General features: G+C 70.5%; 16 protein-coding genes. 11 read left to right on the forward strand and 5 right to left on the reverse strand.

Annotated features, from left to right (window positions below):
• The coding region (locus D7Y13_RS21125; RefSeq protein WP_120630757.1) for a glycosyltransferase family 2 protein at positions 1-1,187 on the reverse strand (1,187 nt) is incomplete at its 3' end.
• 639 nt (positions 1,188-1,826) lie between these two features.
• On the opposite strand from D7Y13_RS21125, the gene D7Y13_RS21130 reads away from it, so the two are divergent.
• The gene (locus D7Y13_RS21130; RefSeq protein ID WP_120584925.1) at positions 1,827-2,201 is read left to right on the forward strand and encodes a DUSAM domain-containing protein; all 375 of its coding nucleotides are present in this window, start codon (positions 1,827-1,829) and stop codon (positions 2,199-2,201) included.
• 27 nt (positions 2,202-2,228) lie between these two features.
• On the opposite strand, the gene D7Y13_RS21135 is transcribed toward D7Y13_RS21130, so the two are convergent.
• Together D7Y13_RS21135 and D7Y13_RS21140 are read right to left on the reverse strand one after the other, a co-directional pair.
• The gene (locus D7Y13_RS21135) at positions 2,229-2,744 is read right to left on the reverse strand and encodes a hypothetical protein (protein ID WP_147444423.1); all 516 of its coding nucleotides are present in this window, start codon (positions 2,742-2,744) and stop codon (positions 2,229-2,231) included.
• Positions 2,745-2,816: 72 nt separating this feature from the next.
• Positions 2,817-4,022, reverse strand: coding sequence for a phosphatase domain-containing protein (locus tag D7Y13_RS21140; protein WP_120584926.1), 1,206 nt, complete (start codon positions 4,020-4,022; stop codon positions 2,817-2,819).
• A gap of 91 nt (positions 4,023-4,113) precedes the next feature.
• Here D7Y13_RS21140 and D7Y13_RS21145 point away from each other — a divergent pair, with 91 nt between their 5' ends.
• Entirely contained in the window at positions 4,114-4,896 is a 783-nt protein-coding gene (locus D7Y13_RS21145; protein ID WP_167508763.1) for a 4'-phosphopantetheinyl transferase family protein, read from the forward strand.
• Here D7Y13_RS21145 and D7Y13_RS21150 read toward each other — a convergent pair.
• A complete protein-coding gene (locus D7Y13_RS21150; RefSeq protein ID WP_120535703.1) occupies positions 4,893-5,675 on the reverse strand; it encodes a thioesterase II family protein in 783 nt (260 codons plus the stop codon). The genes D7Y13_RS21145 and D7Y13_RS21150 overlap by 4 nt on opposite strands.
• A gap of 240 nt (positions 5,676-5,915) precedes the next feature.
• On the opposite strand from D7Y13_RS21150, the gene cysD reads away from it, so the two are divergent.
• The 9 genes from cysD (at position 5,916) to D7Y13_RS21195 (ending at position 18,554) form a co-directional block, all read left to right on the forward strand.
• Entirely contained in the window at positions 5,916-6,821 is a 906-nt protein-coding gene (cysD, locus tag D7Y13_RS21155; RefSeq protein WP_199732875.1) for a sulfate adenylyltransferase subunit CysD, read from the forward strand.
• Complete coding sequence (locus tag D7Y13_RS21160) at positions 6,821-8,086, forward strand: sulfate adenylyltransferase subunit 1 (RefSeq protein WP_120535701.1); 1,266 nt, start codon at positions 6,821-6,823, stop codon at positions 8,084-8,086. Before cysD ends, D7Y13_RS21160 begins: the two co-directional genes overlap by 1 nt.
• Before the next feature lie 7 nt (positions 8,087-8,093).
• A complete protein-coding gene (gene cysC, locus D7Y13_RS21165; RefSeq protein ID WP_120535700.1) occupies positions 8,094-8,654 on the forward strand; it encodes an adenylyl-sulfate kinase in 561 nt (186 codons plus the stop codon).
• 106 nt (positions 8,655-8,760) lie between these two features.
• Positions 8,761-9,831 (forward strand): 4-hydroxyphenylpyruvate dioxygenase, encoded by a 1,071-nt coding sequence (gene hppD / locus D7Y13_RS21170; RefSeq protein ID WP_120584927.1) that lies wholly within the window; start codon positions 8,761-8,763, stop codon positions 9,829-9,831.
• A complete protein-coding gene (locus D7Y13_RS21175; protein ID WP_233595783.1) occupies positions 9,828-11,033 on the forward strand; it encodes an aminotransferase-like domain-containing protein in 1,206 nt (401 codons plus the stop codon). The genes hppD and D7Y13_RS21175 overlap by 4 nt, the downstream gene beginning before the upstream one ends.
• Before the next feature lie 21 nt (positions 11,034-11,054).
• Positions 11,055-12,140, forward strand: a complete 1,086-nt coding sequence (locus D7Y13_RS21180; RefSeq protein WP_120584928.1) for an alpha-hydroxy acid oxidase — start codon at positions 11,055-11,057, stop codon at positions 12,138-12,140.
• A gap of 59 nt (positions 12,141-12,199) precedes the next feature.
• Positions 12,200-13,996 carry an FHA domain-containing protein gene (locus D7Y13_RS21185; RefSeq protein ID WP_120630756.1) on the forward strand — a complete coding sequence of 599 codons (1,797 nt, stop codon included), beginning with the start codon at positions 12,200-12,202 and terminating at the stop codon, positions 13,994-13,996.
• Positions 13,997-14,044: 48 nt separating this feature from the next.
• Positions 14,045-18,136, forward strand: a complete 4,092-nt coding sequence (locus D7Y13_RS21190; protein ID WP_233595784.1) for a TOMM system kinase/cyclase fusion protein — start codon at positions 14,045-14,047, stop codon at positions 18,134-18,136.
• A 1-nt stretch (position 18,137) separates the two neighbouring features.
• Positions 18,138-18,554: a BMA_0021/BMA_0022 family TOMM bacteriocin gene (locus D7Y13_RS21195; RefSeq protein ID WP_120535695.1), complete on the forward strand. Its 417-nt coding sequence runs from the start codon at positions 18,138-18,140 to the stop codon at positions 18,552-18,554.
• Between the two features lie 53 nt (positions 18,555-18,607).
• On the opposite strand, the gene D7Y13_RS21200 is transcribed toward D7Y13_RS21195, so the two are convergent.
• Positions 18,608-19,281: SagB family peptide dehydrogenase (locus D7Y13_RS21200; protein WP_120535694.1), on the reverse strand; the 674-nt coding region annotated here is incomplete at its 5' end.

The raw sequence follows: 19,281 nt of genomic DNA on the forward strand, positions 1-19,281 counted from the left end.
GCAGGGGCCGTCGTGGGGCTGCCACGCGTCTCCCAGCTTCCAGAGTCGAGTGTCAGCAGCGCCAGCGGGGTGAACAGCGCGTACGTCACCGGCATCAGCAGGGCCATGGGCAGGAAGCTGGCCCCGGGCACGCGCCGGTCCTCGGGCAGGTGGCGCGTCTCCATCCGGTAGATGAAGCCCAACAGGCCAATCACCAGGAAGTGGAACGCGAGGATGTCCCAGAACTCTCCATTGAGGAGGTTGTGGACGATGACCACCGGATAGGACAACAGCAGCGCCAATTGCGACACGTAGTGCACCGTGATGACCGGGTGCAGTCGCCATGCGTGCGACAGGCCGGAGAGCAGGTCCACCAGGTTGGAGCGCCGCCAGCGAAGCTGCTGGGAGAAGTAGCCCGACAGCGTGGACGGCGCCGCGGTGAAGCAGAACGCGTCCAGCGTGTAGACCGTCTCGTAGTCGTGCTTGACGATCTGCCGGGTGAGGAAGCGGTCCTCGCCGTACTTGATGGGGACGCCCGCGATGGCGCGCGCCTCCAGGATGGGCTCCAACTGGAGCAGCACGTGGCGGCGGTAGGCCGTCAGGCAGCCGGACAGGCACATCACCTGACGGAACGAACGCTCCAGGTCCTTCAGCCACTGCTGGGCGAAGTGGAACTTGATTTCAATCATCCGCGTCATCCAGTTCTGATGACGGTTGGTGACGAAGGTGCGCCCGCCCACGGCCGCGACGTTCGGGTGGACGAAGCGGCGGATGAGCTGGCGCACGGCGCCCCTGTCCACCACCACGTCCGAGTCCACGGAGACGATGATCTCCGCGTCCACCGCCGCGCGGACGCCCCGGTTGATGCCCTTGCGCTTGCCCATGTTCTCCGGGTTGCGCATCACGCGGACATTCGCGTGGCCCTCCGCGGCCTTGTTCGCCCAGGCGACACTGTCGTCGCGCGAGCAGTCATCCACGATGATGATCTCCAGCAGCTCGCGCGGGTAGTCCTGCTCCAGCAGCGCGCGCACCGTGTGGAAGATGCCTTCGCCTTCGTTGAAGAGTGGAACGACGATCGCGACCCGGGGACGGTAGGTGTCGTCCACCCGTTCGAACCGCTTTCCCTTCAGCCGCCGCAGCAGGGGCCCCAGGATGTAGCGGTTCATCAGGACCACGATGAACAGCAAATGGATGGGAAACAATTCCATCGGCCCCGCCCCCCTGACGCCCACGCCCAAACCCAGACGGCCGCTCCACCCATGTGAAGCGTCCGGAAGGTTGGGGGCCCTCACGCGTCACGCCAACTGCCCGGGACCCGTGGGCAGACGGCTGACGGGAAGTGGGCAGGGGATCAGGGGGCCAGCATCGGGCACCTGCTCCAGGCGCCCCTCCAACTCCCCCCTCTTTGGTAGCGGCTCCGTCTGCGTCGTGCTGAAGGGACGAACTCCATGACAATGACGAAAAAATCCCGAGGACTGCGCCACCTCGCACTCCCCCTGATAATCGCCCTGACCGTGAGCTGCGCAACCGCGACGTGCCTCGACAGCGAGACGTGCTGTGTGCAGGCCCATCCTGCGAACCCCGCCGTGTGTGGCCTCACCGACGCAGAGGCCGCCGCCGTTCTGGCTGCTGCCGCTACCGCCGCCGCGGTAGTCGGCGCCACGCCCAGCGCGGTGGACGACCCAGACGACGGTTGGCGCCAGCACTGCATTGACCGATACGTCCAGTGCAAAGTGTCCAAGAAACCGCGCTGGACAGGCGACTGCTATGATTGTCTTCGAAATTGCCAGGGCCAAAAGCAGTGGCCGTTCGCGGATTGCCGTCCTCAACGCTAGCCAGGAGACACCATGCCCGATCAACGAGACTGGGATGCGGTATCGGACCTTGATCGCGACCTGAGAAATGGCACCGCGCTCGAAATCACCGAAGAGCTGCGCGACCTGCTACGCCGCACCGCCGTCGACGTGGCGATTCCGGCAGCAGAAGCGGAGCGCGCTCTACAGCGGGAAGCCGACGCCGCCACACTGACGACCGAAGTCGCGCGGCGCATCCGGGAGGGGTCCCGCCGTCTGTCGCGGGCCCTCACCGAATCAACGCGGCGCCAGGAGGCTGGAGACATGGACGGCGCCCGCCAAGCGCTCCGCGACGCGCAGGCGGTGGAGGTGGTACCACTCTACGTCGACATCGCCCAAATCCAACTGGAGTCGCTAGACGGCGACTGAGGCCCCAGGTGCAGGGCCGCGCGGGCCTCAGGTGCCCGTGATTTCGATGGTTACGGGCAGGGCGAGGGGGAAGGGCACGACGTCGGTGCAGTCGAGGCTGTAGGTGCCAGAGAGGGTGGCGTGGATCTTTGCTCCCGACTCCCGGCCGCCGGTCCCCTGCGTGATGGAGAGCTGGACGGAGCAGGCCCCCACTTCGCCTTGCTCGCCTTCGGTGGGAAGGCTCAGGTCGCATGTGCCCGGATTCACCTTGAAGGTGGACTCGCCCGTCATCGCTCCGGTCAGGTCGCAGTCCAGGCCAAGAAGGGCGAAGCGCAGGTCCGTCTTGGAGTTCGCCTCCTCGGTCACGACGAGCATGGTCTCGAGCGGGTCGGTGGACTCGGGAACACCCGTCGCGATGAGATTGATCTGGACAGGGTGGGTGCCCGACACGTTGGAGCGCGTGTCCTTGATCTCCGGTTTCGTGTTGTCGTCATCCCCGCCGCCGCAGGCGGCGCAGAAGACGGAGAGGGCGGCGGCGGAGGTCAGGGCAAGCGTGCGGAACATGGGGCGATCCTCTTTCGGCATCCGGGAGAAGTACATCGGTCGTGCGTGTGGATGAGGTGCGTCGGTTGATATTCAAACATGCAGGGCCCGCGGCAGTGCCTGGGCCCGGGCCAGGTCGCGTGCCAGATCCGCTTCCCGCGTCTGTCGTTGGGCCGGGGTGGCAAAGGTGATGGCCGCCAGGGACTCGACCGCGGCCGTGGCGATGCGGTCCACGCCGTCCCGGGACACGACGCCCGCGTGGAAGGCCTCCACCGCCGCGCCCACATAGGTGTCGAAGAAGAAGATGTGTCGGGCGCGCCATTCCTCGCGCTTCGCCTCCGGCGTGGCCACCACGTCGTGGATGAACACGGCGCGCACCGTCTGGGGTTGGGCCGCGAGCATCCGCGCGCCGAACTCCACGTCACCCTGGCCGCTGTCGCCCACGAAGACGAAGCCGTACTCGGGGAAGAGGCGGGCGTACTGTTCGAAGTTCTCGAACTTCTTCTGCGCGATGCGCGTGTTGCCCACCAGGTGGAAGAAGCTGCCGGAGAGCATCACCGCCAGCGGGACGCCCCGCTCGCGCAGGGACTCCAGCGTGGCGTTCTCGATGAGGCCCAGCGGATCCTGCGGCCGAGCGCTCACGAAGGTGAGGTCGCCCAAGCGGCCCGGGATGATGCCCGGCCCCCGATCCAACTCCTGGTAGAACGCGAGCACGCCCGGGTACACCGTCTTGGACGGGTAGCGCTTGTCCACCCAGTTGGCGAAGAACGTGTCGTCGATGTCGCTCAGCACCTTGTTCTCACCGCTGGGGACGGCCTGCGCCTCGCGCTGGAAGTGGGCGAGCACCTGCGCCCTCACGGCCGCGTCGTCCAGGTCGTCGAACACCAGGTGGTGCAGGTCGTGGTACTCGCCGCCCGCGTCGAGCAGGTTCTTGAACGCGGTCAGCTCCCGGCCCTTGAGCCCCACGAACAGGTCTCTCAGCCGCAGCTCCGCCTGCGCGGGCGTGGCGCCCTTCTGGAGCGCGGTGGCCAGCGACGCGCGCACCGGCAGGGACAGCTCCGGGGCGCGGTGCGTGCACAGCAGGTCCAGGAGCGCGGTGTGGTGGTCCGGCCCGACGAGCCGGTCATCCACGTCCGACAGCAGGCGCACCAGGTCCACGTTGGACAGGAGGAAGTTCAGCTCCTCGCCGCTGGCGCCCCGCAGCAGGTCCAGGATGCGCAACTCGTCGTCCCGGTCCGTATGGCCGCTCATGTCCTTGCGCAGCGCCTGGAGCTTCGTCGTCGCGATGGACAGGTCCACTGGGAGTCCCCCGGTCCAGGCCCGGCAGGGGCCCATGGTGGGCGCAGCCTACACCGTGACATGCGCGGCGGTTCCTGCTTCCCTCCCGGGCATGACGGTGTCCTCCCCCTTCAAGCCCCTGGAGCTGCGCGCCGACGAGGTCCATGTCTGGCTCGTCGAACCCGAGCGCATCGACGACCCGCGCCTGCTGGCGGCCTACCTGCCCCTGCTGGATGTGCAGGAGCGTGAGAAGCAGCGGCGCTTCCACTTCGAGCGCCACCAGCGCCAGTACCTCGTGTCGCACGCGCTGGTGCGCCTGACGCTGTCGCGCTACGCCCCCGTCGCGCCGGAGGCGTGGCGCTTCGTGCCCAACGAGTACGGGCGTCCGGCCATCGTGGGCCCGGAGGGGCAGTGGCTGCGCTTCAACCTGAGCCACACCGACGGCATGGCGCTCATCGCGGTGGGCCGCGACGTGGACCTGGGCGCGGACATCGAGGACGCGCAGCGGCCGGGGGAGACGGTGGAGATCGCAGACCACTACTTCGCCCGCACGGAGGTACAGGCCCTGCGCGCCCTGCCGAAGGAGCGCCAGCGGGAGCGCTTCTTCGAGTACTGGACCCTGAAGGAGGCCTACATCAAGGCGCGCGGCGCGGGCCTGTCCCTGCCGTTGGATCAGTTCGCGTTCGACCTGGTGCCAGGCCAGATGCCCACCATCACCTTCGACCCCAGGATGGGGGACGTGCCGGAGGTGTGGCAGTTCGTGCAGCACAAGCCGTCCGAGCGGCACCAGGCGGCGGTGGCCTTCCGGCGGCCCCGGGGTGGGGCGCTCACGGTGCGCTGGCAGCACACCGTGCCGCTCGTCGGGGACTCCCCGCCGCGCTTCGTGAACGTTTAGGGAACGGCCGTCATCCAACGCGTCAGGTCCTCACGCACGGCGGCCAGCACCGGCGGCCCGTGCGTGCGGATGAAGAAGTGGCCTCCCTCGAACTGGCGGATGCGCACGTCGGCGGTGGACTCGTCGCGCCAGTGCTCGATGAGCTCCGCGCCCACGTGCTTATCCGTCTTGCCGCCGTACACGGCCAGCGGGATGTCCAGCTTCGCCGTGTCCTGCCCGTCCCCGGACCAGGCCAGCCCGAAGTCCGCGCGCAGCGTGGGGAGGATGAGGTCCAACAGCTCCTTGTGCTGGAGGACCTCCTCTGGCGTACCGTCGTACTCGCGCAATTTCGCGATGAAGCCCGGATCATCCAACTGGTGGATGGGTTCCCGGTCGTTGTGGGAGGGCGGCGGCGCCGCGGCCGCGATGAAGCCCAGGGGACGGGGACCGCCCTGGGTGCGCAGCCTCCGGGCCACCTCCAGGCCGATGCGCGCCCCCATGCTGTAGCCGAACAGCGCGAAGGGCCGGTCCATCAGCGGCAGCAGCACCGGCATCAGCGCTTCCATCAGCTCCGGCAGCGACTTGTAGGCCGGCTCCATCAGGCGCCGCTCGCGGCCGGGCAGCTGCACCGCGCACAGCTCCACGCCCGCGGGCAGGGCATTGGCCCAGGGCGTGTAGATGGCCGCGCTCCCGCCGGCGAAGGGCAGGCAGAACAGGCGCAGCCGCGGCTCCGGCAGCGGCTTGCGGGACGGAAACCAGCGATCAGGGGCGGAGGGAGTCGGAGGGGGCGCGCTTCGCATGGGGCGGCCGTCTATACCATGCGCCACCGTCCTGGAATGGCCTCCCGCACCCGGCGTGAAGCCTCCCCGCGCCATGGCGCGCGCACGTTCGGGGATGCAGCCGCCCTGACAGGTGGGACGGCGATGTTTCACGGCCTGCTCCCGCATGTCGCATCCGGCGTGTTTCAGTGGGAGCGGCCGTGCGGAAAACTTGCAGGGGCGCGGTTGGGGGCTGGCTCGGTTGTGCTAGCTTCCGCGCCCGTGAGCTACGAGCTTTCACATCTTGAGGCGCTGGAAGCCGAGTCCATCTTCATCATCCGGGAAGTCGCGGCGGAGCTGGACCGGCCCGTGCTGCTCTTCTCCGGAGGCAAGGACTCCGCGGTGATGTTGCACCTGGCGGTGAAGGCCTTCTGGCCGGCGCCGCTGCCGTTCCCGCTGATGCACGTGGACACGGGGCACAACTTCCCGGAGGTCCTCCAGTATCGCGACGAACGCGTGGCGGAGCTGGGCGCGCGGCTCATCGTCGCGTCCGTGCAGGAGGCCATCGACGCAGGAAGGGTGACGGAGGAGAAGGGCCCGCGCGCGTCGCGCAACCGGCTGCAGACGCAGCCGCTGCTGGAGGCCATCGAGAAGAACGGCTTCAACGCCGTCTTCGGCGGCGCCCGGCGCGACGAGGAGAAGGCCCGCGCGAAGGAGCGCGTGTATTCCTTCCGCGACGAGTTCGGCCAGTGGGATCCGAAGAACCAGCGGCCGGAGTTGTGGGGCCTGTACAACGGCCGTCACCGCCGGGGCGAACACCTGCGGGTGTTCCCGCTGTCCAACTGGACCGAGCTGGACATCTGGCAATACATCGGCCGGGAGAACGTGGCGCTGCCGTCCATCTACTACACGCACCGGCGCGAGGTGTTCCGCCGCGACGGCATGCTGATGGCGTGGTCGCCCTTCCTGCCCACGCTGCCCGGCGAGAAGGTGACGACGGAAGTGGTCCGCTTCCGCACCGTGGGCGACATGACGTGCACCGCGTGCGTGGAGTCCACCGCGTCCACGGTGGAGCAGGTCATCGCGGAGGTGTCGGCGTCGCGGGTGACGGAGCGCGGTGCCAGCCGCGCCGACGACAAGTTCAGTGAGACGGCGATGGAAGACCGCAAGCGCGAGGGATACTTCTAGTGGAACTGCTGAGATTCGCGACCGCGGGCTCCGTGGATGACGGCAAGAGCACCCTCATCGGGCGGCTGCTGTTCGACACGAAGTCCATCCTGGAAGATCAGCTCGCCGCCGTGGAGCGCACCAGCCACGCGCGGGGCGACGAGTACGTCAACCTGGCGCTGCTCCTGGACGGGCTGAAGGCCGAGCGCGAGCAGGGCATCACCATCGACGTGGCGTACCGCTACTTCTCCACGGTGAAGCGCAAGTTCATCATCGCGGACACGCCGGGGCACCTGCAGTACACGCGCAACATGGTGACGGGCGCGTCCACGGCGGACCTGGCGCTCATCCTGGTGGACGCGCGCAAGGGCGTGCTGGAGCAGACGCGGCGGCATGCGTTCATCGCGTCGCTGTTGCGCGTGCCGCACCTGGTGCTGTGCGTGAACAAGATGGACCTGGTGGACTACGACGCGGGCGTCTTCGAGCGCATCCGCGAGGAGTTCCGCCAGTTCTCCATGAAGCTGGACGTGTCGGACCTGTCGTTCATTCCCATCTCCGCGCTGGGCGGGGACAACGTGGTGACGCGCTCGGAGAAGATGCCCTGGTACCAGGGCCCTACGCTCCTGCACCACCTGGAGAACGTGCACATCGCGTCCGACCGCGACCTCATCCACCTGCGCTTCCCCGTGCAGGGGGTCATCCGGCCCGCGTCCGCGAAGAAGTTCCACGACTACCGCGCGTACTCCGGGCAGATATTGGGCGGCGTGATGCGGCCGGGCGACGAGGTGATGGTGATGCCCTCCGGCTTCACCACCCGCATCAAGTCGCTGGAGCTGGCGGGCAAGCCGGTGGCGGAGGCGTTCCCGCCCATGTCGGTGAACGTGTCGCTGGAGGAGGAGCTGGACATCAGCCGAGGCGACATGCTGTGCCGCCCGGGCAACCCGCCCACCGCGAGCCAGGACATCGACGCGATGGTGTGCTGGCTGTCGGACCAGGCGGTGCTCAACACCGGGGCGCGGCTGGCCATCAAGCACACCACCCGCATGGCGCGCGCCATGGTGAAGCAGCTGCACTACCGGCTGGACGTCAACACGCTGCACCGCGACGACCAGACCCAGGGCCTGAAGCTCAACGAGGTGGGCCGCGTCACGCTGCGCACGACGGTGCCGCTCTTCTTCGACGAGTACCGGCGCAACCGCAGCACCGGCAGCTTCATCCTCATCGACGAAGGCACCAACGCCACCGTGGGCGCCGGGATGATCAACGGCCCCGCCGTGGAGAGGTAGCGCGAGCATGCAACAGCGTCCGGGCTTCATCCTCTGGTTCACCGGCATGTCCGGCGCCGGCAAGAGCACGCTGTCCTCCGAGGTGCTCCGGCACCTCGCCCCCGTGCAGCGCGTGGAGCTGCTGGACGGGGACGAGATCCGCACCTACCTGTCCCGGGGCCTGGGCTTCACCCGCGAGGACCGCGAGGAGAACGTCCGGAGAATCGGGTACGTGGCGCGCATGCTGGCGAAGCACGAGGTGGGCGTCCTCACCGCCGCCATCTCCCCGTACCGGAGCTCCCGGGACGAGGTGCGCGCCCTGGCCACACGGGCCGGCATCCCGTTCCTGGAGGTGTACGTCCAGGCCAGCCTGGACGCGCTCATCGCCCGCGACGTGAAGGGCCTCTACAAGAAGGCCCTGGCGGGGGAGATCCCCCACTTCACCGGCGTGTCGGACCCCTACGAGCCGCCGGAATCGCCTGAAGTCGTCGTCCGTTCCGACGCGGAGACGGTCGTGTCAGGGGTGGAGCGTATTCTCGATACGCTGAGGGATCGGGGCCTTCTGGCCTCCGCCGCCAGCGCCGCTTGAACGGATCCGCTCAGGGCGGAATCAAACAGGCGGGAAAGCACTCCAGGCTTCTGTTGAATCGTTTATCATCCAAGCAGCTCTGATTTCACCGGGACGAGGCTAATTCATGCATTTCGATGATATCGAGTACGTTGAGCTGTGCGTCGCCGACGTCTCGACCGCGTCCGGTTTCTACACGGGCCTGCTGGGCTTCCGCCGGGTGGCGGAGGGCGGTCCGGAGACGGGGCTGGTGGGGCGCAGGTCCGTGCTGTTGCAGCAGGGTACGCTGCGGCTCCTGCTGACGCAGGGGCTGGAGGCGGGGGATGCCCCGTCCACGTTCGTCGAGCGGCATGGCGACGGGGTCCGGGACATCGCGCTGCGCACGAAGGACGCGGTGGCGGCGTTCGGGCACGTCACGCAGCGCGGGGCCCAGCCGCTGCGCGAGCCGGTGGCGGGCAAGGACGGCGCGGGGCGGCGCATGTTCCAGGCGACGGTGGCGACGGTGGGCGACCTGGTCCACTCGATCATCCAGTCCGACGCGCCGGTGGGCACGTTCCTGCCGCCGGGCCTGGTGCCGTGCGAGTCGCCGGTGCTGCTGGACTCCGAGCCGTTCTCCGGCCTGGACCACCTGGCCATCTGCCTGGAGCCGGGCACGCTGGACGCGACGGTGCGCTTCTACGAGCACGTCTTCGGCTTCCGGCAGTCCCACCAGGAGGTGGTCCACACGGCCGCCAGCGGGATGAACTCCAAGGTGGTGCAGAGCCCGTCGACGCGCATCTGCTTCCCGCTCCAGGAGCCGCTGTCCACGCAGAACCCCGGCCAGATTGGCGAGTTCCTCCGTCGGCACGGGGGCCCGGGCGTGCAGCACCTGGCGCTCTTGACGTCGGACATCGTGGGGTGCGTGCGCCAGCTGCAGCAGGGCCTGTCGTTCCTGGAGATTCCGCCGGCGTACTACGAGCGGCTGGAGTCGCGGCTGGGCGCGCTGGCGTTCGACATGGAGCCCCTGCGCGAGCTGGGCATCCTGGTGGACCGGGACGAGTGGGGGACGCTGCTGCAGACCTTCACGCGGTCCGCGCACCCGCGCCAGACGCTGTTCTTCGAGGCCATCCAGCGCCAGGAAGCGCGCGGCTTCGGAGGGGCCAACATCCGCGCGCTGTTCGAGGCGGTGGAGCGTGACTACGCGCGGGTCCAGGCGTGAGCGCGGCCACGGGTGAGGCGGGAGCGCTGCCCCTGGCGGCGTGGGCCCGGGAGCTGAAGCCGTCCGCCATCCAGGACATGCTCCAGCGCATCCACCGGCCGGGCATCCTCTCCCTGGCGCTGGGCCTCCCGGCCGCGTCGCTGTTTCCGTCCTCGGGTCTGGCGCAGGCGGCCGCGCGGGTGATGGCCGAGGAGCCGCTGGCGCTCCAGTACCGCCCCACGCTGGAGCCGCTGCGCCAGCAGGTGGTGGCGCTGATGGCACAGCGGGGCGTCACGTGCGCGCCGGAGCAGGTGTTCCTCACCGCGGGTGGGCAGCAGGGGATGAGCCTGCTCACGCGGCTCCTGTTGGATCCAGGCGGCACGGTGCTGCTGGAGGACCGCGTCTATTCGGGCTTCCAGCAGGTGTTGGATCCATTCCAGCCGAAGCGGCTCACGGTGCCCACGCACCCGGAGACGGGCATCGACGTGGACGCGGTGCAGGCGCTCCTGGAGCGCGGTGAGCGGCCCGCGCTGCTCTACACGATGAGCGACGGCCACAACCCGCTGGGCGTGAGCATGCCGCTGAAGTCGCGCGAGCGGCTGGTGGCCCTGGCGCGCGAACACCGGCTGCCCATCATCGAGGACGACGCGTACGGCCTGCTCCAGTACGAGCCCCACACGCAGCCCGCACTGCGCGGGCTGGAGGACCGGTGGGTGTACTACGTCGGCTCCTTCTCCAAGGTGCTGGCGCCCGCGCTGCGCGTGGGGTGGGTGGTGGTGCCGGAGGCGATGGTGGGACGGCTGGCCACGGTGAAGGAGGCGAGCGACATCGACACCACGACGTTCGCCCAGCGCGTGGTGCTGGCCTTCCTGGAGTCCGGTGGGCTGCCCGCGCACCTGGAGCAGCTGCGCGCCGGCTACCGCGAGCGCCGCGACACGCTGCTCTCCGCGCTGGAGCGCCACCTGGCGCCCCGGGGGGCCAAATGGACGAAGCCCGCGTGCGGCATGTTCGTCTGGGTGGAGTTCCCCGCGAGCGTGGACACGACGGCGCTCTTGGGCCGGGCGCTGGAGGAGGTCCAGGTGGCCTTCCTCCCCGGACAGGCCTTCTCCGTGGCGGGCGGCCGGTCCGCGTCCCACGGCCTGCGCCTCAACTTCTCCCACGCCGAGCCCGCCGTCATCGAGGAAGCCGTCGCGCGGTTGGGCCAGGTCCTCGCGCGGAGCTGAAGTCCCGCGCCCTGGAGTCCCATGCGTCCCCTGAGCCTGGACGAGTACGAGCAGCAGGCCCGCGAGAAGCTGCCCGCGGACGTCTTCGACTACGTGTGCGGCGGCAGTGACGACGAGTGCTCGCTGCGCGACAGCCGGCGGGCTTTCGAGGCGTGGTGGCTGCGGCCCAACGTGCTGGTGGACGTGTCCCGCTGCGACACCTCCGTGAGCCTGCTGGGCACGACGCTTGCGCATCCGCTGGGCGTGGCGCCCATGGCCTACCAGTGCCTGGCGCATCCGGATGGGGAGGAGGCCACCGCGCGCGCCGCCGGGGCCCTGGGCGGGCTGATGGTGGTGAGCACCATGGCCAGCCGCTCGCTGGAGGACGTGGCCCGCGCGGCTTCGGGCCCGCTCTGGTTCCAGGTGTATTGCTTCCGCGAGCGCGCGGTGACGGCGGCGCTCATCCGCCGCGCGGAGGCCGCGGGCTACCGCGCGCTGGTGCTCACGGTGGACACGCCACGCCTGGGGCGCCGGATGCGGGATGTGCGCAGTGGCTTCGGCCTGCCGGCCCACGTGCGCGCGGCCAACTTCGACACGGGCGTGAGCCAGGCGCTGGCCACCCGCGCGCCGGGCGAGTCGGGCATCGCGTCCCATGCGGCGCGGGACTTCGACGCGTCGCTGACGTGGGAGTCGGTGGCGTGGGTGCGCTCGGTGTCGCGGCTGCCGGTGGTCCTCAAGGGCGTGCTGACGGCGGAGGACGCGGAGCGCGCGGTGGCGGCGGGCGTGGACGGACTCATCGTCTCCAACCACGGCGGCCGGCAACTGGACGGGGCCCTCCCTCCGCTGGAGGCGCTGCCGGAGGTGGTGGCGGCGGTGCGCGGCCGGTGCGAGGTGCTGGTGGACGGCGGCATCCGCCGGGGCACGGACGTGCTCAAGGCGCTGGCGCTGGGCGCGAAGGCGGTGCTGGTGGGGCGCCCGGTGTACTGGGGGCTCGCGGCGGGCGGCGAGGAGGGCGTGGGGCACCTGCTGTCCATGCTGCGCGAGGAGCTGGAGCTGGCCCTGGCCCTGTCGGGGCGGCCCACGCTCGCTTCGCTGGATGCGTCCGTGCTGCGGCGTCGCGCGCCCTGACGCGGTGGGCGGCGGGGCTTTTCGGCTAGGCTTCCACCCGGAGGGGGTGCGCCTTGCCGATGCTCGTCTACAACCCAGGGCAGCCGGATGAGCTGTCCTACCCGCTCGGGGACGCGCCCCTCACCATCGGCCGCGCCGATGATCAGGCCATCTGCATTCCCCACCGCAGCCTGTCGCGCCAGCACGCCCGCATCGAGCGCTCCGACGGGCGCTTCTTCGTCACCGACCTCCAGAGCAAGAACGGCACCTTCGTCAACGGCGAGCAGATCCGCCGCAAGGAGCTGCGCCCCGGCGACACGCTGACCTTGGGCGAACTCGTCTTCCTGCTCACCCGCGAAGCGCCCCCGGCCGACGTGCCGGGTACCCGGGGAGCGTCCTCCTCCGACGAGCCCCGTCCCCAGCTCACGCGCGCGCTCACCCGCGTGCCGCTGAAGACGCTGGTGCAGGCGGTGCCCGGCCCGGAGCAGTCCGCGTCGGAGGCGGCGAGCGCGGCCACCCGCGCCCGGGAGCGGCTGCGCATCCTCCAGGAGGTGGCGAAGCTGCTGTCCGTCACGGACGACTTCGACACGCTCTTGGGCAAGGTGTTGGACCTCGCGTTTCAAATCCTCCACGTGGACCGGGGCGTCATCCTGCTGCTGGACGAGCAGAGCGGGAAGCTGGAGCCGCGCGTGTCGAAGACGGCGGAGGGCACGCCCGTGCGCGGGCCCATCTTCAGCCAGAACATCGTGGACTTCGTCCTGCGCCGCAGCGTGGCGGCCCTGTTCTCCGACGCGGTGAACGACCCGCGCCTGGACGCGGCCGACTCCATCATCATCAGCTCCATCCGCGCCTCCATGTGCGTGCCGCTCAAGCCCCGGGACGAGGTGCTGGGCGTGCTGTACGTGGACAACCTCTCCACGCCCAACCGCTTCTCCGAGGACGACCTGGACTTCCTCGTCGCGTTCGCGGGACAGGCGGCGCTCGCGCTGGAGAACGCCCGGCTCTACCGCCGCATCGAGCAGGAGACGGTGCAGCGCATGCAGCTCATCATGGACGCGAAGCTGGCCTCGCTCGCGTCCATGGTGGGCGGCATGGCGCACGAGCTGCGCAACCCGCTCAACTTCATCAGCAACTTCGCCGGCCTGTCGGTGGGCCTCACGGAGGACCTGGCCCACGTGATGGCGCCGCAGCGCGAACGGCTGGACGCCGCCTCCGTGCGCGACGTGGACGAGGCCCTGGACTGCCTGCGCACCAACGCGCGGAAGATCAACGAGCACGGCCGGCGCGCGGACGCGCTCATCCAGGGGATGCTCCAGCACGCCCGGCGCTCGCCGGGGCCGCGCGAGGCGGTGGACCTGAACGCGCTGGTCGCGGAGGGCATCGCCCTGGGGCAGTGCGGGGTGCGGGGCGAGCCCATGCCCGTCCAGTTGGACGTGGAGTACGACGCTGGCGTGGGGCGCGTGGAGCTGGTCCGCGCGGATGTGGGGCGCGTCATCATCAACGTCGTGGACAACGCCCTCTACGCGATGCGCCAGAAGTGGACGGCGCTGGGGGCCGGGTACGTGCCGGTGTTCAAGGTCCGCACCCTGGCCCGGCCGGAGCAGGTGGAGGTGCGCCTGCGCGACAACGGTCCGGGCATCCCCGCGGCGAGTGCGGCGAGAATCTTCGACCCCTTCTTCACCACCAAGCCCCCGGGGCAGGGGACGGGGCTCGGGTTGTCACTGAGCCATGACATCATCGTGCAGGGACATCAGGGCACCTTCCGCATGGAGACGGTGCCGGGTGAGTTCACGGAGTTCGTCATCACCCTGCCTCGGCGGGGGGGACAGGTCGCCCGGCTGGCGCCCACGCAGGCCGCCGGCACGGGACGCGGTTGAGACGCTGATGGCAACGGTGTGTGGCACGGGAGCGCGATGAAGAACCCCATGGATCCCAACCTGCTGGAAGCCTTCCAGGGCCGCTACGAGCTCTTGTCGGAGCTGGGCGAGGGCGGCTTTGGCCGCGTCTACAAGGCGCGGCAGGTGACCACCGGCCAGAACGTGGCGGTGAAGCTGCTGCGGCTGACGGAGGGCGCGACGCCGGAGTCGGTGGAGCGCCGCAGCGCGCGCTTCGAGCGGGAGATGAAGCTGTGCGCGCAGATGCACCACCCGAACATCGTGCGGCTCATCGACTCCGGGCGGGCGCAGGGCGGCGCCGTCTACTCCATCTTCGAGTTCGTCCCGGGCAAGAACCTGGCGCAGGTGCTGGCCGAAGAGGGCGTGCTGGATCCGGTGGAGGTGCGCCACCTGATGTTGCAGCTGCTGGACGCGCTGGCGTGCGCGCACGCGCAGAACGTGGTGCACCGCGACCTGAAGCCCGCGAACATCATGGTCGTGCCCACCGGCGCGCGCCGCAACGCGCTGGTGCTGGACTTCGGCATCGGGTCCGTGACGGACGAGCTGACGCGCGCGGAGCCGCAGCCGCGCATCACCTCCACCAACGAATCGCTGGGCACGCCGTCGTACGCGGCGCCGGAGCAGCTTCGCGGCCAGCCGCCCACGCCGCGCTCGGACCTGTACGCCTGGGGGCTGGTGTTCCTGGAGTGCCTCACCGGCAAGCGCGTCTTCGAGGGCGCCACCGTCGCGGAGGTCATCTTCCAGCAGCTGTCCGCGGAGCCGGTGCCCATCCCCGCGAGCATCGCCGCGCACCCGGTGGGCAAGCTGCTCCAGCGCGCCACGGCCAAGGACCCGGCCCAGCGCACCGTCTCCGCGGAGGTGCTCCTGCGCCAGCTGGAGGCGGTGGACCTGTCCAACCTGCCGCGCCGGGCCGCGCCCGTGCGCATCCAGCCCGCGTCCCCCAACGCGGAGACGGCGACGGTGGAGCTGAGCAGCCGCACGCCCAACGCCCTCTCCACGCGCGCGCGCCGGTGGGCGGAAGGGGAGCGCCGGCAGCTCACCGTGGTGTGCTGCACGCTGTCCGCCACGGCGACCGCACCGGGCCCGGTGGACATCGAGGAGCTGGACCACGTGCTGGGGGCCCAGCAGGAGGTCTGCATTGAAATCGCCCGGCGCTACAACGGCCACATCGCCAGCGCGCTGGGCGACATCGTCCTCTTCTACTTCGGCTATCCGGCGGCGCGGGAGGACGACGCCCGTCGCGCGGCGCAGGCGGCGCTGGACATGGTGGCCGAGGTGCAGCGCCGGGGCCGCGCCATCGAGGCCGAGCGCGGCACGCGGGTGGAGATCCGCGTGGGCCTGCACACGGGCCTCGTGGTGTCGCGCGAGCAGCGGGACCCGACGCTGTCCGGCCTGGGCTTCGTGGTGGGCACCACGCCGAAGCTGGCCTTCCGCCTGAGCACGTCCGCGCCCCCGGGGACCATCCTCCTCACCGGTGACACCCAGCAGCTCGTGCGCAAGCACTTCCCGCTGGAGCCCGGCCCCGCGCCCGTCCATGACCTGCTGCCTCCGGGCCTGGAGACGTTCGTGCTCCAGGGCGCGGACGCGGCGTGGAGCGGCACGGAGGTCGCGCTCTCGCTGGTGGGCCGTGCCCGGGAGCTGGAGCTGCTCCTGTCGCGCTGGGAGCAGGTGCGCGTGGGGCAGGGGCAGGCGGTGCTCGTCACCGGCGAGCCGGGCATCGGCAAGTCGCGCCTCACCCGCGAGCTGGGCGACAAGCTGGGCGTGGACCCCCACACATGGCTCGAGGCCCGCTGCACGGCGGACAGCTCCAGCCTGGCGTACTTCCCAGTGGTGGACCTGCTCACGCGGATGGTGGACCCGAACCGCGACCTGTCACCCGAAGGCCGGCTGACGGGCCTGGAGGCGCTGCTGTCCGGCTACAGCTTCGACCTGGCGGAGGCGATGCCGCTGTTCGCGCCGCTGCTGTCCCTGCCGCTGCCCCCGGAGCGCTGGGCGCCGCTGGACGTGTCGCCCTTGAAGCACCGGGAGCTGACGCGCGACGCGCTGCTCGCGTTGTTCGCCGCGCTGGCGGAGCGCCAGCCGGTGGTGCTGGCGCTGGAGGACCTGCACTGGGCGGACCCGTCCACGCTGGAGCTGTTGAAGGCGCTGGTGGCGGAGGTGTCGTCGTCGCGCCTGTTCGCGGTGTTCAGCGCGCGTCCGGAGTTCGAAGCGCCGTGGCCGTCCTCCTCGGTGATGCAGGTGCAGCTGGGCGCCCTCGCGCGCGCGGAGGTGGAGCGACTGGCCGCCGCCGCCGCGGGCGGACCGCTCTCCGCGGAGGCGCTGGAGGAGATTGCCTCGCGCACGGACGGCATCCCGTTGTTCATCGAGGAGCTGGTGCGCACGCTCCTGGAGTCCGGCGCGCTGGTGCAGCGCGAGGGCCGCTTCGCGCTGGAGGTGGGCAAGGGCAGCCCCGTGGTGCCGGGCACGCTGCGCGATCTGCTCGTCGCGCGGTTGGACCGGCTGGGCCGCGGCAAGGAGACGGCGCAGGTGGCGTCGGTGCTGGGCCGCGAGCTGTCGCATGAGCTGCTGCGGCACCTCAGCCCGCTGACGCCGGAGGCGCTGGACGCGGACCTGGAGCGGCTGGTGGGCGCGGGCCTGCTGCACCGCAAGCGCCGGCCCAAGGGGCCCGTGTACCTCTTCAAGCATGCGCTGGTGCGCGACGCGGCCTACGACTCCATGCTCAAGCGGCACCGGCAGCAGGTGCACGCGAAGGCGGCGGCGGCGCTGGAGGAGCACTTCCCGGAGGTGGTGAGCGAGCGGCCGGACCTGCTCGCGCACCACTTCGCGAGCGCGAACCTCAAGCGCAAGGCCATCGTCTACGCGCAGAAGGCCGCCTTCGCCGCGCTCATCCGCTCCGCCTACGTGGAGGCCATCCTGTTCTCCCGGCTGGGCCTGTCGTGGCTGGACGCGATTGACGACCCGCTGGAGCGCGCGCAACTGGAGCTGAGCCTCAACGGCGTGCTCGCGCCCGCGCTGATGTCCACGCAGGGCTGGCGCTCGCACGACCTGCGCACCGTGGCCGAGCGGTCGCTGGAGCTGCTCTTCTCCGTGGGGGAGAGCCCCTACGCGGCCCCGACGCTGTGGGTGCTGTCCATCTACTACCACCTGGGCGGCGACCAGCGCCGGGTGCGCGGTCTGTTGGACAGACTGGTGGCGCTGGCGCAGGCGTCCGGGGATGCGGGGCAGGAGGCGGTGGCGCTCACCATCCTCTCCAACATCGAGCTGCTGGAGGGCCGGCTGGGCGAGGCGAAGGCGAAGGCGGAGCGGTGCGTCGCGCTGTTCGACCCCGTCGCCCACCGGATGCACCGCATCCTCTACGGGCAGGACACGCGCGTGGGCGGTGAGGTGGTGCTGTGCCGGGTGCTGTGGCTGCTGGGCTTCGCGGACCAGGCGAAGGCGCACGGCGACGCCGCGGTGGCGTGGGGGCGGGAGCTGAACCACGGCACCAGCATCGGCCTGTCGTTCATCTACCTGCTGCTCATGGCGCAGGAGCACGGCGACCGCACGGAGGCGACGCGGCTCATCTCGCAGCACGCGGAGCTGTCGCACCGCTACGGGCTCGTGGAGCAGTCCGCCTACGTGGGCATCCTGCGCGGATGGGCGGCGAAGGACCTGGAGGCGGTGCGGCGGGGCATTGCGATGCGCGAGGCGTTCGGCACGGAGATGGACCAGCCGGTGTACTACGGCGTCCTCGCGGAGCTGGAGCTGGAGCTGGGCCTCGTGGACGCGGCGCTCGCTTCGGTGGAGCGCGGACGGGAGCTCGCGCGGGCCCTGGGCGAGGGCTACCACGAGTCCAGGATGCTGCGGGTCAAGGGCCGGGTGCTGCTGACGCGCGATGGGGCCACGGCCCCCTCCGCGGAGGCGTGCTTCCGGCAGGCGGCGGAAGTGGCTCACGCACAGGGTGCGCGGATGCCCGAGCTGCAGGCCGTCACCGCACTGGCGCGCCTACTCCAGACGTCGGGTCGGCAGGAAGAAGCGCGGCAACGACTCCAGATAATCTACAGTACGTTCACCGAAGGGCTGGGAACGCCGCCCGTCGCGGAGGCCCGCGCGCTGCTGGAGGCGCTGGGAGGAGACTGCTGACATGAGCAAGAAGAAGCCGGAGTCGAAGGCAGCGCCCACCAAGGCCCGCCCCGTGGCGCGCAAGCCGTCCTCGCCGGGGCCGGGTGCGAGGACCACGGTGAACGACTGGCAGTCGGTGTGGATGCGCGCCGTCGCCCTGGCGTGGAAGGAGCCTTCCTTCGAGAAGGCCCTGCAGGCGGATCCCCGTCAGGCGCTGAAGGAGCGCTTCGACTTCGAGATGCCCGCCGGCATCCAGTTGAAGGTCGTCCCCGCCAGCGACGCGGACGCGGGCGCCGCCAACGAGTGGAAGCTCGCCAGCATGGAGGTGGAGCTGCCCCTGCCGAAGAAGCCGGCCAACGTGGCGGACCACGCCGTGGCCCTGTCCAGCCTCACGGACACGTACAACCGCTCGCACTGCTGCGGCAGCCCCTGCTGCTGAGCCCGGCGTAGCGCCCAGTGTCCCCTGGCTTTGGCTCAGGGGACTCAGGGGGCTCAGGGGACCGGCGCCGAGCCTCCGGACACCGCGAAGGCGCCCACGGACGCCTCCGCGAAGCCGTCCACGCCCGCCACGCGCTGGAAGAGGTCCGGGTCGCTGCGTCCCAGCGCATAGGGCCGCAAGCCCAGCGCCGTGGACACCAGGTAGAGCGTCTGCACCAGCGCTCCGGTGTCCTGCAGCACCAGCGAGTACGCCAGCGTCTCGTACTTCCACGCGAGCCGGGGCACGCGCGCGGCCACCACCATCAGCACCTCCGGCCGGTCGAAGGGCTCCACCGGCGCGCGGGCCTCGTCCAGCAGCGCCTGGAACTCCTGCGTGGGGCCGCTCAGCTTCTCCAGGCGGTGGCCCAGCGGATCGTAGTGGTACACGCCCGGCGGCAGGCCCTGGCACTCCCCGACGAGCGGGTACAGCTCCAGCGCGTACGCCGCGCCCGCGCCGGGGTAGGGCCGGTCGGTGACGTCGCCGTCCAGCGTGCTCCTCACGTCGCGCACGCGCGCGGCGCGGTACAGCAGCTCGCCCAACTGCTTCACGGTGAGCGGCGTGGCGCCCCGGCCCCGGAGGCTGCGCCGGTTCTCCAGCACCTCGGTGAAGGACATGTCCCCGGTGCGCAGGGCCTCCACGTCCGGGCGGTACAGCTCCAGCGACTCCTGCGCGACGGACGGCTTGAGGG

This window comes from Corallococcus praedator, assembly GCF_003612125.1.
Classification (GTDB): Bacteria; Myxococcota; Myxococcia; order Myxococcales; family Myxococcaceae; genus Corallococcus; species Corallococcus praedator.